We start from the raw sequence: 15,192 nt of genomic DNA on the forward strand, positions 1-15,192 counted from the left end.
AAAGGCGTTCAGCTCACCTTCAGTAATTCCTTTAATACTTAAAAGCTGAATACTTACATTTGACTTTTCCTTACTACTTATTCCTCCTAACTAAAAATACTATTCAACCTGACTAACACGACGTAAATTCAAAATATCACTTATATTTTTAATCTGAGTACAACTACGTTCAAATTGTTGGCAGTCGCTCACTTCAATACATAGATTAATAATAGCAGTATGACCAGGATTTGTTTTAACCTGAGCATTTTTAACATTAACATTATTATCCATCAAACGGGATAAAATATCTTTGAGAACACCCACTCTATCTATAACTTCAATATAGATATTAACTGGATAAGTTTTCGGTCTTCCATTATTTTCATTAGCATTATTCCAACTAACAGGAACTAACCTTTCTCCAGGTACATTTTCTATATTAGAACAACCTTGACGATGAATAGAAATACCATTTATACGAGTTACAGCTCCAATAATAGGCTCACCTGGAATCGGATTACAACAACCTGCTAAATGATACATTAACCCTTCAACTCCAGCGATTGGATGATAATTATTAGGAGACGAAATTTGAGTAGACTTGTGTAAATATTTTTCTGAACAAATATCTGAATTTTCCTCAACTTTTGTGACTTCTCTAAAAGCATCTCGCAATCGATTGACCACTAAATTTAAAGTTATTTCACCATATCCCAAACCAGCCAATAAATCATCTACATTATGATAATTAAATTTTTCAGAAACAAGTCGCATTTGCTCAGATTTGAGTAAAGATTCAAAACCTTTTTTACCCAATTCTTTTTCTAATAATTCTCGACCTCTAGCTAAAATTTCTTCTCTATGGGAACGCTTATACCACTGACGAATTCGATTTCGTGCTCCACCAGTAACCACAGAATTTAGCCAATCTAAGCTAGGATGGCCATTTTTATGAGTTAAAATTTCGACAATATCACCATTTTTTAAAGGAGTATCTAAAGGTACTATTCGTTCATTTACCTTAGCACCTGTACAATGATTTCCTACCTCTGTATGAATACGATAAGCGAAATCTATTGGTGTCGATCCATGTTTGAGGGAAATAACATCACCTTTTGGTGTAAATGCATAAACATCTTCAGAGAATAAATCACCCTTAATAGTTTCCAAATATTCCCGATCATCTTTCAGGTCACTTTGCCATTCTAATAACTGTCTAAGCCAAGTAAACTTTTCATCTTCTGTCGTAATATTAACATTAGTATTACTATAACCAGTCTCTTTATACTTCCAATGAGCAGCTATTCCATACTCAGCAACATGGTGCATTTCCACAGTTCTAATTTGCACCTCTACCGGACGACCTGTAATACCTATTACTCCTGTATGTAACGACTGATAACGATTAGGTTTTGGCAGACCAATATAGTCTTTAAATCTTCCAGGAATAGGACGATAAGAGTCATGAACAATAGCTAAAGTTCGATAACAATCTTCTCTTTTTTCTACAATAATTCTCAGTCCAGAAATATCATATACTTCGTGAAATTCTTTTTGTTTTAAGTACATCTTTCGATAAATTCCATAAAGATGTTTAGGGCGACCACTAATGTCGTAACATTCTATTCCTAAGCGGTCTAATTTTTGTCGTAAATTTTCTGTCATTTTTAATAATCTAGCTTCCCTATCTACCCTTTTATCTGCTACCAACTCTTGAATTTCACGATAAGCATTTGGTTCAAGATATTTGAAAGATAAATCTTCTAATTCCCATTTAATCCTACCAATTCCTAAACGATTTGCCAGTGGTGCAAATATTTCCCGTGTTTCTAATGCTTTACTTAACTGTTTATGAGAAGGTAAATGTTGGAGAGTTCTCATATTATGTAATCTGTCTGCCAACTTGACAACAATGACTCTAATATCTTTTGCCATTGCCAAAAACATTCGGCGAAAATTTTCAGCTTGTAGCTCTGTTTTATTAGAAAAATTAAACTTAGAAAGTTTAGTTACACCTTCTACTAATAAAGTTACTTCTGAACCAAATTTTTCCTCTATTTCTTCAATTTTTACGTCAGTATCTTCAACAATATCATGTAGCAAACCTGCAGCAATCATGGTACTATCACCACCTAAATATTTTAATAATCCTGCTACGGCTACAGGATGACAAATATAAGGTTCTCCTGATTTTCTATACTGCCCTTCATGTAACTTATATGCAAATTCAAATGCTCGACAAATTAATGCTGTATCCACTGAACAACTAGTAACATTATTGCCCTTATTTCTGTTATCTAGACATTCTTGCAACCAATCAGGAATTACACATGAAATTTGAGCTTTCGGTGTGACGGTTTTTGTTTTCATAGTAATTAGTTTAGAGTTAATAAGTATCAAATATTAGTTTATTTCTGTATAAAACAGCTATATATAGCAATCCTACTTTTACAATTCCAAAATCTTCCCACTTTTTATAACGGGGTGAATGAGCAAGAGTTTTGGAACTTATTTCTGGCTTTTTAATTTTGACAATCGTTTGATATGATTGCTGTAATAGTCATGTGTAGTAATAAGTAATAGTAGATAAAAGCTGGAATCATAACTATACCGTTACTACAATAATTGCAATAAACTACTACCAGTTATATTTGTGTATTTTCCTAGTAGTATCTAATTGAATTACATATCTTTATTTTATTATAAAGTAATATAACTATCAACTAGATTTTTACTTAAATTTTCTAGTTTTTCTGTAGATAATCTGTGATTTTTATACTTTCATTTTTCTCCTATGATTTTTTTTACTTTTCACTCTTAACTATAGTACCTTCAAAAATATGCTATTATCCGATTTTTTGACTTTTCACTTTTAACTTATAGTTTCTGGGAAAATCTACTACTATATGATTTTTTAACGTTTAATTTTTTACTTTTAGCTATAGTGCCTTAAAAATATGCTACTGTCTAATCTTTATATTTTTTTACTTTTGACTTTTGAATTTTGACTTTTGACTTCTATCAACCTTTAATACTCTATATGTTAATAATATAGAATAGTATTACTTAATATACTAAATAATATATGACGGTATTACTTCGTCTGTTAATAATAATATATGCAAGTTTCGATTTATTTATATTATGTTACCAAAGAAGTATAATCAGCAGTATCAAAAATTAAGTCAACTTATAAATCAGTTACAACAGAATGTGACAGAAATAGAACTAGAAAAAATATTGGCCAATTTTCAGGAAGCCCAAGGGTGGTTTGAGACTCAGATTATTAATTTAGATAGCTCTGAACTAGACCCATCTATAGCATCCAAGATACAGTCTTATTTGACGGAGATTCATAAGCAATTTAAACTATTGAATCTAGATGTTAGCTTTTTACAAGCATCCCAAAACTGTCAAACACAAAAAACACGGCTGGCCAATATTAGCGATCGCCTAAAAACTCTTAAAGGTTATTGTAGAATTATACTTGGTCAAGACAAATTAATACAGAATCAGGAAAAAACAGGATGAAAAGCCCTAAATGCGATGCAGAGTTAGAAGACGCTATTTTAAATGATATTATCCCGGTAAAATACTGTCCTAAGTCTGAAGGTTTTTGGATTTCGGCAAAAGATTATGAAGCATGGTTATCCAGTTTACCTGTATGGTATGCTCCAGAAGAAACTTTGCCCTACTATAATCAATTTGAAGATTTTGTCCCCTCTTTGTTTGATGGTAAAGCAGGACTGTGTCCTGAATGTGGTACTTATTTATCACGATGCAGAATAAACATTAAACAACCTTTCTATATAGAACGTTGCATGAGTTGTGGAGGTATCTGGTTTGATAATAGCGAAGAGTGGAACATCTTAGAAGAGCTTGGTCTTCACACTAAAATTAACGAGATATTTTCCAGTCAATGGCAAGCAAGAGTGCGAGAGCATCAACAAGAAATGATTAATCGTGAGACTGTCATTGATAAATTGGGAGAAGAAATAGCTGAGTATATTTTTCAATTAACAGATATATTGGAAACTTACCCCCAAGCAGACTGTGCTGCTACTTATATGTTACGCAGATTTGAAAATAAAAGAAAGGAACTAAATGGAACATTTAGTATCAAAAGTCAAAGTGAATAATTTTTATCATGTATTACTACCCATTTAAGATGCCGAGCTAGATTCCATTTGCGGACTTGGGGAGTATTTGGACAGAAAAAACTCAGTCATTTTAGTTATAAGTTACTAGTGATCAGTACCGACTGCTGCAGTCAAAACCTTAAAATACTGAAGTTAATTTTTTTGACCGTCTTAAAAGAGTAGGATACCTGATTTTTTAGCCAGAGATTACTTTTAACTTTTAACCAATGAATCCCTTACTTAGTATAGAAAATCTACGAGTAGCTTATCCTGAAGAAGAGAGAAAATATCATTGGGCAGTAAATAATGTTTCTCTAAAACTTCAACCTGGTGAAAAATTAGGATTAGTGGGAGAATCTGGTTGTGGCAAATCTACCCTTGGACGTGCTGCTATGAGATTATTACCCAAGTCAGCAGAAGTTGAGGGGTCTGTTACCTTCAAGGGAGAATCATTGTTTAGGATGGAACCCTCTCAACTCAGAAAATTTCGAGGTGAAGCGGTAGCATTAGTTTTTCAAGACCCTATGACTCGCCTCGACCCATTAATGACTATTGGAGATCATTGTTTAGAAACTCTTATTGCGCATCAACCCCATCTATCTAAATCTCAGGCACAACAAAAGTCTATAGAAACCCTAGAAACTGTTAATATTCCTGCTAGTCGTTGGTCTCAATATCCTCATGAATTTAGTGGCGGAATGCGGCAAAGGGTGGCGATCGCTTTAGCACTTCTACTGGATCCCAAACTAATAGTGGCTGACGAACCTACTACTAGTTTAGATGTAACTATAGCATCTCAAATTTTGCAGGAGCTAACCAAAATTTGTCAAGAACGTCAGACTTCCTTATTATTAATTTCTCACGATTTGGCAATGGTGGCAGAATATTGTGACCGTATTGCTGTAATGTATGGAGGTGAAATAGTAGAGATAGGTGCAATTCAACAAATTATCCAAAATCCTCAACATGAATATACCAAATCTCTGTTTGCAGCAGCTTTACATATTCAAGTAGTTGAATCTACTGTTCCTCAAATTCAATCAGAAAAATCTGAAGAAATAACAGTTGCCAAAACAGTTAAACCTATTTTGCAAATCAAAGATTTAGTTAAACATTACACCTTAGAAAGTAATTTTATAGAACAGTTATTATTTTCTGGCAAAAGCAAACTTATTAAAGCAGTTGATGGAGTCAACTTAAATCTTTATTCAGGAGAAATATTAGGATTAGTCGGAGAATCTGGTTGTGGTAAAAGTACCATGACTCGAACTATTTTACAGTTAATCAAACCTACTTCTGGCTCAGTGAAATTTCAAGGTACAGATTTAACTACCTTATCACACTCAGCCTTACAACCCTATCGTAGGGAAATGCAAATGATATTTCAAGACCCTCTGGCTTGTCTCAACCCCATGATGACTATTAACCAGATAGTAGCTGATCCCCTATTTATCCATAATTTGGCTAATGCAGAGGAAGCTAAAATTCAAGTTGAGGAAATATTGGAAAAAGTAGGCTTGACTCCAGTATCAGAATATGGTACACGATACCCTTCCCAACTATCTGGTGGACAGCAACAAAGGGTTGCTATAGCCAGAGCTCTAATTACTAATCCAAAACTAATTATTTGTGATGAACCTGTAAGTATGTTAGATGCTACTATTCAAACTCAAGTTTTAAAGTTAATGTTGGATTTGAGAAAAGAATTAAGTTTAACTTACTTATTTATTACCCATGACTTGTGGGTAGCTAGATTTATTTGTGACAGAATTGCTGTTATGAATAATGGCAAAATTGTGGAGGAAGGGAAAACAGAAGAAATATTTAATCATCCCCAACATTCTTATACTCAGATGTTGTTAAATGCTGCACCTCAATTTTGGTAAAACCAGAATTCTACAAGTTACTGAATTTGGAGTGGAAGTGTATCTTACAAATGGAACTGAAATGTTTCTAAATACCTTACTTAAGTATTTTAAAACAATTTAGGAAATAGTTATTTTTCAAAGGAAAAATACATATAGTAGTCCTATTTTTACCTTCTTCAAAATCTGGCAACTTTTTAGGATTGTGATTTTGATGATTTGGGAAAATGGGTAAAAGTTTTGGAGTTAATTTCTGTTTTTTTTGAATCGTGACAACCCTTTGATAAAACTGCTATATAAATATTATCAAATATGGAAATGTTTATGAACTTAAATATCTAATTATGGCTCTTCAGTAGTTGTAATACTAAACTATTAAATGAAATGCTAATTCAATAAATATCTTAAGAAATTTCCAAATTTATAAATCTAGATCCAGAATCCTTAATCAGCTTCAGTATAGTTGCCATTTAGTAAGTATTTTAATGCTTCCAATAACCATATACATAGCTTGAAAAATAAAAAAAATCCTGTATACTAATCCTTTGTTTTATTATTTTTTTCTGATTCAAGACAAAATATTCCTAATCTTTTCTTTCAATTATTATATTTACTTGAAAATAGGTGATATATTTTTAAGTTAAATAAAAGGTCTAAAGTATCAAGTACGTCAAAGAGTACATTATACTATAAAAATCCTATCTGAAAAGTGAAAAATATTGGCGACGAGAAGGCACTTATGCTGAATACAAAAAGCAAAAGGAGCAGGGCTTATAACTATATTATTAAATAAAACTGGTGATTTTCAAGAATGATTTAGAGTTGCTATTTACTAGCTGCAAAAGGATAAATCTTAATAGTCAGTTAGGATTTTTTAAGACACTCGTTAAACAATTTATAATTAGTTTGATATAACAGAATATGAAAGCGTAGTAATACATATTCAGTAATCAAGAAGAGGTCTTTAACTAATATTTCAATTCCCAAATAAAAGCTCGTGTAAAAAACTGCTTAAAAGAAGAACTAAGATAATTAAAGAAAGTCTTATCAAAAAATTAAAAGTGAGTAGAGAATTGTGACCTCAAAAAAACTCTGATAAAAATTATTACAAGTTTAAGAATTAGGAGCGCATCATTGGTCTAAAGCTTTAGAAAGAGTACCCTATAGGTGAAGAATTTGAATAAAAAAAGCTCAGAAAAAGAATAATTTAAAATTATAGATATGGAGAAAAAATTGATTGATATTACTTAGACAAAGTAGGGTTCATTATAATTTCTGGAGTTATAAGTGCCTGGCAGGATATAGGAAATACTCAAGGATTCGGAGTCGCCATCATCGTTACCGTCGGAATGTTAATAGAATCATGAATCTGCAGAAAAATCAAGCAAGTTATGTTTCAACTGTGACAATTAATTATGATGTGATTATTTCTTGTATAAATACTTTTTTTCTACTATAAATAAACCCAAAGTGATTGTTTTATATCAATCACCTATTCATGGAAGTGATGGGTTTTGTATTGACTTGAATAGTGCTCAATTCGGCAAATTACTATCTTTGAATTACTTACTTAATTCTCCACAGTTGAATTTGAGATAAGTTTAGTAGCAGTTTATTAAATAGACCTCTCAAAAAATACCAATTTAGGAACAGTAAGGTAAGGGCTTGAGAATGTTTTTTGGAGATATCTAATATGAATTGCTGGGAATAGATACTGATATCAACTGGAAAACTTTTATCTCATTACATCACGAAAAAATTCTGAGAGAAGAGGGGAGAAAATTATGTTAAGTATGTTTGTCTAACTACTTAATTACCATCACCAATATTAGATTTATTGGGTGTGGAAAAATTTAAAATTATCAAAACTTTACTATATAAGCTTTTCATGATTTTAAGACTTAAAAAGAATATAAACCTGGATTTGTTTTGGGTTATAGCCATTTTTGGGGCTTAATTCCCAACAACATTCCCAACAACTCTATTTATATCTATTTTATCAAATCCCAATCTTTTTATATTTATGGATCATATTTTGGCTGCCACAAGTCAATTACTAGACAGTGGAAAGTTCTGGGAAGAACTATTGCGAGCTTTGGCTGACAGCTATCTTAAGGTTAAAACTTTCTTAAAATAACTATAAATGCTGCAAGCAAATTTTTATAATACTTTCAACTTTTAAAGTCAATAGTTTTTTAGGAGAACTTTGTACTTTCGAGTCAAGTACTGAATAATTGGAATTATTAATACTGTAAAACTTTAGCAACTTTTTTGAGGTATAATCTGACAAAACTGTGACAAAATCATAGAAAATAAGAATTGCAAGACGGAGTTTTTAACTTGAATTTTAAAAGCTCATTCTAGTGAATCAGTTTCTAAATTTTAAACTTATTAAGAGGAGTTTGACTTAATGGATACTTTAGAGGCAATTTATCAGCGTCGCGCTATTAAAGGTTTTGATCCTAACCATAAAATTACAGAAGATGATGAAAAAAAGCTTTTGGAAGCAACAATTCAAGCTCCCACCAGTTTTAATATTCAACATTGGCGTTTTGTTATTTTGCGAGATACAGAATTACGACAAAAGATTCGAGAACTTGGTTTTGATCAAGCCCAAATGACAGATGCTTCTTTACTCATTCTTTTTACAGCAGATATGAAAGCTTGGGGAAAAGGTGTTGAGCGCTATTGGAAAAATGCTCCAGAGCAAGTCAGTAACATGATGGTAGGTATGACAGGCGATTTCTATAAAGACCGTGAATGGCTTCAACGAGATGAAGCTCAACGTTCAATTGGTATGGCAATGCAGACTTTAATGTTAGCAGCAAAAGCGATGGGTTATGATTCCTGCCCGATGATTGGTTTTGATATTGAAAAACTAGCAGAATTGATTAATTTACCTGAAGATTATGTAATAGGTCCTATGGTAGCTATTGGTAAAAAAGTTAAAGACCCTTGGCCTAAACCAGGACAATTACCATTGGCAGAATTAAAAGTTGAAAATCAGTTCACAAAATAAATTAACTATAATTTTATTATTATAAACTAATTTACTTTAACCCACACTCAAAACCTGAAGTGCTAGTGTGGGGTTTATAGTTCATGACAATATAGTCACATAAGACATATCATGGTTTTACAGGTGTTACCCTAACTGGGTAAACTACAACACCTTCTATCCTATGGTCAAATATATAAGGGAGCTGCTTTTTTCATTATGTTCAGAGAAACCCCCACATTACTCTTTTATTAATCTTTTGCTGGCAGTACGATACAAATCTCTTTTTACTGTTATTCCTGAAAAAGGAACTTGATTTTTTTTGCCTTAACACGAAGAAAAATAGAAAATAATTGAGTGCTTAAGGGTACAAAATTATCTGAGGTTATTAGACTTACAAAACTATGATAAGAAATAATATGATGTGCTTTTTGAGTCTAATCACAGTTATTATAACGACCTAAATAGAAGTGGGCATAAGTTAGAAAAAACTCAAAAAAAAGAATCCTACGAAAAATGATGAATTAGTGCAAGCTCAAAAAAAGTTTCCAGAGGAATTGTGAAATATAAGGCAACTAGAAATAGAAGCTGAAAAGCTGGCAGTGTTTATACTTAACCAATGTCATATTCTATGGAGAGATATATTAGGTTATGCTTGGATAAAAACAGATAAAAGAATAGAAATTGCGATAAAAAATTAATTTAAAATCCATACTTATCATGGAACCTTAGATTATCAAAGTAAAGAATTTATTTTGCAACAATTAGAGAAGTAGAAATACTAAAAACACTATAGAATTTATTAAATCTTGGCACTACTCAAAGACTAGGTAAAAGATTTGCAATATTTGGGGATGGAGCAACTTACCATAAATCTCAAGAAATAATTTCGAGAATACTTAACAACAATTAATTAATATTTATCAAAAAAATAATGGTTGATAAATTGTACAAAATTGTCTCAAAATACCACAGAGAAAAATACTGTTAAAAATATTTGCTTACAAGCAAAAAAAATCATTAGATAATTTTATTATATTTGCAGTTATTTGAAAATAGTTAAGTGGTTATTTAAGTTTTTTGTAAATAAGAAAATATTTAATTTACCATTTTTTTTGGTCTTAAATATAACTACAACCTACGCGCGAATTGCTATATTTTTTAATACTTACCACACCAATAAATAAACTTTTAACCTCAAAAAAAAATAGCTTCATTTCATTTATTGTTTGTAGCTATTGAAATTTAATTAGTTATGTTTAAACCTAGCATTATATCTGTTTCATCTATAAATACTAAATTTCATTAATCTATACTTTTCATCAATTACTTCTGATTAATATATTATTTTTTGTACTTTTTTATGCCTCTAATTATCTACTATGCTGGTTTTTTATGACTTAATCTCAGTTTTTATAAAGCTCAAAATATGGCAGTAATACTCACCAAATTTTTAGTTTTAATTGGCAATAATTTACATAGTTATACAATAGTAGCATCTGGATGTTATGATACAATTTGTTTTCAACCCTTATCTACATTTATCAGATAACTAAAGTTTTGTTTCTCACATTTTAATAGTTCTAAATTTCCATCTATTATATGTGGGAATCCCTATTTTTGTACTCAATTTTTAGTAACAGAACATAAGATGGCAACAGATGGAAATTTATATTTTATGTTTCAAGTATGCAGTAACTATTTTTTTCGGAGTTATTTTGGATATAAGTTCATAATTATATCATCAAATTTTTATTTCTAAATGTACCTGATAACCCACGGAAACTTATGTGTTATTGGGAAAAAATATAAATTTTTTTACCTAAATTTATCTTCTCCTTCCTGCCTTCATTGTGACCAATTATCAATTTTTTTATTTAATCATTAATCAAGGTATAAATAATCAAACGAGATATTTTATGGAGATAATCATTGATCAGATAATCATCTTTAATTACAAAGCTTTTTTAGCCTGAGGCTCGATTAATTTTCCCGGATTTGAGATTGCAGGAAATTTTTAAGGTTATGATAATATTGATTGATATATTTTAACGGCCTGTTCTTGATAAATAACAGTTTTATTTCGACTTGATTAAAAGTTAATTTCGCTAAATTGTTTAATTCAATATGAATACTAGTATAAGAATTTTTTTCTAGCTCGTCTTATTTTTAAATGGCTTCATAAGTTACCTCAATTGACTTTATGGTTAAGTCTAGAGATGATATAAACTTGAAGGATATGAAGTAGATATAATAATTTGTAGATAAATTATATTTTTACTTCAATTAATAATTCCAAGTTTTAAGTTGCCTCTTACGGATAGCTTTTTTTGTATCAACTACAATATTTATTCCTGTTATTTGATTTTTATAAACAGGAAGACGAGGAGCATATCTAAACTTTGATAGGTTCTATTTTCAACTTACTTTACTGCTTAAAAGTAATTCCTGTTTCCCTATAAAGTTGTCAATATTTTTTGAGAGACTTTAGTCGGTATTGCTTGATAGTCTCTTTGAAAAGAAAGTGTTTTTATTGAAGCTGATGAAGCAGAATGATAAAGATTTTCAAATATCAAAGACTGACTAACTAAATAATTAGCATAGTTATAGAAATTTTTAAACAAGAAACAGAGTAAGTAAATTTCAGGATAAAACTGATGATTCCCAAAAATCATCAGTCTTTCAACTAATCTCATAAATCAAAGGACTAAAATTACGAAAGGATCCAAATATTTATTAATTTTGATGATTATGATTTGGCCTTTAATGATTAGGTGATTACATTAGCTTTAAATACGATAGTTATTGAATTTTGTCAAATATTTAGTAGCTCTTTTGTACAAATAAACGAAGATATTTAATATTATTTGACCATATACGATTATATTTCTTGAGAACATTTACTATACTTTTAATGTAGTTACAAAAAATAATAAACATGATTAACGCTAACTTTCTCGCTGATACTGACCCCCTAGTAGCAGAAATAATTCAAAAAGAATATGGACGGCAACAAGACCACCTAGAATTAATTGCTAGTGAAAACTTTACCTCACCTGCAGTTATGGCAGCCCAAGGATCCGTACTCACCAACAAATATGCTGAAGGTCTCCCAAGTAAACGTTACTATGGTGGCTGTGAATTTATAGACGAAGTCGAACAAATAGCTATAGATCGCGCCAAACAATTATTTGGAGCTGCCCATGCAAATGTACAACCCCATGCTGGGGCACAGGCCAACCTTGCCGTGTTTCTGACCTTATTAAAACCAGGAGACACTATCATGGGTATGGACTTATCCCATGGTGGACATTTAACTCATGGTTCCCCAGTTAACATTTCTGGTAAATGGTTCAAAGCTCATCATTATGGGGTAAATAAAGAAACAGAAGCTATAGACTATGACCAAGTTCTTGAGTTAGCAAAGAAGCATAAACCTAAACTACTGATTTGTGGTTACTCTGCCTATTCTCAGATAATTAATTTTGAAAAATTCCGGGCGATCGCTGATGAAGTAGGAGCTTATTTATTAGCAGACATTGCTCATATTGCTGGGTTAGTAGCAACAGGCCACCATCCTAACCCAGTCCCTCACTGTGACGTAGTAACAACTACCACCCACAAAACTTTAAGGGGACCACGAGGCGGTCTCATCCTTACTCGAGACTCAGAATTAGGGAAAAAACTAGACAAATCAGTATTTCCTGGAACTCAAGGTGGTCCTTTAGAACATGTTATTGCAGCTAAAGCAGTCGCATTTGGAGAAGCTTTAAAACCAGAATTCAAAACTTATTCCGGCCAAGTTATAGAAAATGCTGCGGCCTTAGCAACCCAACTACAAGAACGGAAATTGAAAATAGTTTCTGGTGGTACGGAAAATCACGTTATGCTAGTGGATCTAAGATCAGTAAGTATGACAGGTAAAAAAGCAGATAAATTGATGAGTGGGGTAAATATTACTGCTAATAAAAATACTGTACCTTTTGACCCAGAGTCTCCTTTTGTTACCAGTGGTCTCCGACTGGGTTCTCCAGCAATGACAAGTCGAGGTATGAAAGCTACTGAATTTATAGAAATAGGCGATATTATAGCGGAAAGATTACAAAATCCAGAAGATGAAGGGATAGCTCAAAAGTGTCGAGAGAGGGTAGCATCATTATGCAAAGCTTTTCCTCTTTACCCTCATATGATGGCTAAAGTTCCTAGTCTAGTTTAAAGGATTTTGTATAGAAGATATAGGTAATCCTAATTCAATTTAGAATTCATTCTATATCTCAAACTAGATAACCGATGGACTAGCCAATTCAAAGGCTTAATTGAATTCCCAAGCTATATATTTGATTAGGAATTAGTAGAGACGTTTTAGACAACGTCTTTACCAATTCTGACTGTTCAATTAATCAAATTTAAATATTAAATATGGAGTGGCACTATAGTTTGAAACAAATCAACTATGTGTCAGCACCCAACTCTGACAAAAAAATATTTTAATTTTCTACAATTATTACCTAGTTGATATCATAATAAGTGGCAAAATATTTTGATGATAATAGAAAAAATTAATAATTTATTATTAACTCTTAATCCTCCATTACTTCAGATACCTAATTATTTCTACCATTTAATTACTTTAATTATTTCGACTTTACTTGTACTTTTAACTACACCAACAATCAAAAAAATTGCTCTCATAATTGGACTTGTAGACCATCCTGGAGGTCGTAAAATTCATAAACAACCAATGGTGCGTTTGGGAGGAGTTTCTATTTTTATTAGTAGTCTAATCGCACTTTTAATTGTTTGGTGGTTAGGAGGATTTATAGATACTAATGGTAATATTCTACCTCCTGAAAAAGAGTTTGAAATCTGGGGCGTGACAGTAGGTGGTATAGCTTTCTTTGTTATTGGCTTAGCAGATGATTTGTTTGGTTTATCACCCCTATTTAGGTTATTTACGCAAATAATTGCTGCTAGTATAGCCTGGGTAGTTGGAGTACAAATTCAATTTCTCACTATTCCTTTTTATGGATTAGCACATATTGATATATTACTCAGCTGGCCTGTAACTGTGATTTGGTTAGTAGGTATGGCAAATGCTATTAATTGGATTGATGGTGTAGACGGTTTAGCTGCTGGTGTTTCTGGTATTGCAGCTTTTATGATGTTAATTGTTAGTATATTTATGGATCAGCCAGCAGCAGCTTTAATAGCAGCAGCTTTAGCTGGTGCAACATTAGGTTTTCTTCGTTATAACTTTAATCCAGCCCAAATATTTATGGGAGATGGAGGAGCTTATTATGTAGGATTTACTTTAGCAGGAGTAGGAGTAATAGGTTTAGTAAAAACAACGATGGTTACTTCTGTTGTTTTGCCTTATCTAATTTTAGCAGTACCAATTTTAGATATGTCTGCTGTAATTTTAGACCGTTTAAGAAATGGTAAATCTCCTTTTATTGCAGATAAACGTCATCTACATCATCGTTTATTAGACGCTGGTTTATCCCAAAGATTGACAGTTTTTTTTATTTATTCATTAACACTTTGGGCCGGAAGTTTAGCAATGGCTTTTTCAGGTATTCCTAGCGGTACAATTTATGCTTTTAGCGCTACAGGTTTACTAGCTTATACAAGTTGGAAAGTTTGGAAACAAAAACAAGCTTAGATATGAGCATTCAGCTCTCATTAATAACATTTTTCTTTTAAATAAAAGGTTGAAATTAGTATAAGATTAACTATCAGGATAGTTTTATTTTGTAGTAATATTTAATTCTGAATAGATAAGTAATTATACGAAACTAATGACACAAATAACTAATAATATATTACTCTATAAATGTTGTGAATTAATTCTGTCATAATCTGATATTTTTCACTCTCAAAATTCTCTTTTTTGCTAAATTTATTGGTCATTAATTGTAAACTAAAGTCGTATTCATAAATCACAATTATGCCCTTTACAAATATTTAATTGCCAACAAAAAGCTCAGGTCAAAAACTAGTCTTAATAATAATTAATACAATTCAATAAAGCCTTAGAAAAAATGTAAAGTGAGTGGCTAATTATGACCTCAGATAAAACTCTTACAAGAATCATTAAAAGTTTAAGAATGAGGAGCAAATCATTAGAGTAAAGCTTTAGAAGAACAACCTTATGGGTGAAAAATATGAAGAAAAAAAATGCCAAGAAAAAGAAGAATTTAAAATTATA

Annotated in this window: 7 protein-coding genes; 6 read left to right on the plus strand and 1 reads right to left on the minus strand. The window is 31.4% G+C overall.

Annotated elements, in window-relative coordinates:
* Nucleotides 1-99: 99 nt before the first annotated feature.
* On the minus strand, nucleotides 100-2,352 hold the full coding sequence (locus TERY_RS12695) for a RelA/SpoT family protein (protein WP_011612209.1): 2,253 nt from the start codon (nucleotides 2,350-2,352) through the stop codon (nucleotides 100-102).
* Between the two features lie 774 nt (nucleotides 2,353-3,126).
* On the opposite strand from TERY_RS12695, the gene patD reads away from it, so the two are divergent.
* From patD to TERY_RS12730, 6 genes are all read left to right on the plus strand, one after another.
* Nucleotides 3,127-3,513 (plus strand): heterocyst frequency control protein PatD, encoded by a 387-nt coding sequence (patD, locus tag TERY_RS12700; protein ID WP_011612210.1) that lies wholly within the window; start codon nucleotides 3,127-3,129, stop codon nucleotides 3,511-3,513.
* Nucleotides 3,510-4,121, plus strand: a complete 612-nt coding sequence (locus TERY_RS12705; RefSeq protein WP_011612211.1) for a zf-TFIIB domain-containing protein — start codon at nucleotides 3,510-3,512, stop codon at nucleotides 4,119-4,121. Before patD ends, TERY_RS12705 begins: the two co-directional genes overlap by 4 nt.
* Nucleotides 4,122-4,348: 227 nt before the next feature.
* On the plus strand, nucleotides 4,349-6,007 hold the full coding sequence (locus TERY_RS12710) for a dipeptide ABC transporter ATP-binding protein (protein ID WP_011612212.1): 1,659 nt from the start codon (nucleotides 4,349-4,351) through the stop codon (nucleotides 6,005-6,007).
* Between the two features lie 2,389 nt (nucleotides 6,008-8,396).
* The gene (locus tag TERY_RS12715; protein WP_011612213.1) at nucleotides 8,397-9,005 is read left to right on the plus strand and encodes a nitroreductase family protein; all 609 of its coding nucleotides are present in this window, start codon (nucleotides 8,397-8,399) and stop codon (nucleotides 9,003-9,005) included.
* A 2,917-nt stretch (nucleotides 9,006-11,922) separates the two neighbouring features.
* Nucleotides 11,923-13,200: a serine hydroxymethyltransferase gene (glyA, locus tag TERY_RS12725; RefSeq protein ID WP_011612215.1), complete on the plus strand. Its 1,278-nt coding sequence runs from the start codon at nucleotides 11,923-11,925 to the stop codon at nucleotides 13,198-13,200.
* 384 nt (nucleotides 13,201-13,584) lie between these two features.
* The gene (locus tag TERY_RS12730) at nucleotides 13,585-14,646 is read left to right on the plus strand and encodes an MraY family glycosyltransferase (protein ID WP_044137494.1); all 1,062 of its coding nucleotides are present in this window, start codon (nucleotides 13,585-13,587) and stop codon (nucleotides 14,644-14,646) included.
* The last annotated feature ends 546 nt before the right edge of the window (nucleotides 14,647-15,192 follow it).

This window comes from Trichodesmium erythraeum IMS101, from assembly GCF_000014265.1.
GTDB lineage: Bacteria > Cyanobacteriota > Cyanobacteriia > Cyanobacteriales > Microcoleaceae > Trichodesmium > Trichodesmium erythraeum.

What these genes read in the sequence shown, in the direction of transcription:
- TERY_RS12695 (WP_011612209.1), bottom strand. Translation starts at nt 2,352, where the DNA reads ATGAAAACAAAAACCGTCACACCGAAAGCTCAAATTTCATGTGTAATT.
- patD (WP_011612210.1), top strand. Translation starts at nt 3,127, where the DNA reads ATGTTACCAAAGAAGTATAATCAGCAGTATCAAAAATTAAGTCAACTT.
- TERY_RS12705 (WP_011612211.1), top strand. Translation starts at nt 3,510, where the DNA reads ATGAAAAGCCCTAAATGCGATGCAGAGTTAGAAGACGCTATTTTAAAT.
- TERY_RS12710 (WP_011612212.1), top strand. Translation starts at nt 4,349, where the DNA reads ATGAATCCCTTACTTAGTATAGAAAATCTACGAGTAGCTTATCCTGAA.
- TERY_RS12715 (WP_011612213.1), top strand. Translation starts at nt 8,397, where the DNA reads ATGGATACTTTAGAGGCAATTTATCAGCGTCGCGCTATTAAAGGTTTT.
- glyA (WP_011612215.1), top strand. Translation starts at nt 11,923, where the DNA reads ATGATTAACGCTAACTTTCTCGCTGATACTGACCCCCTAGTAGCAGAA.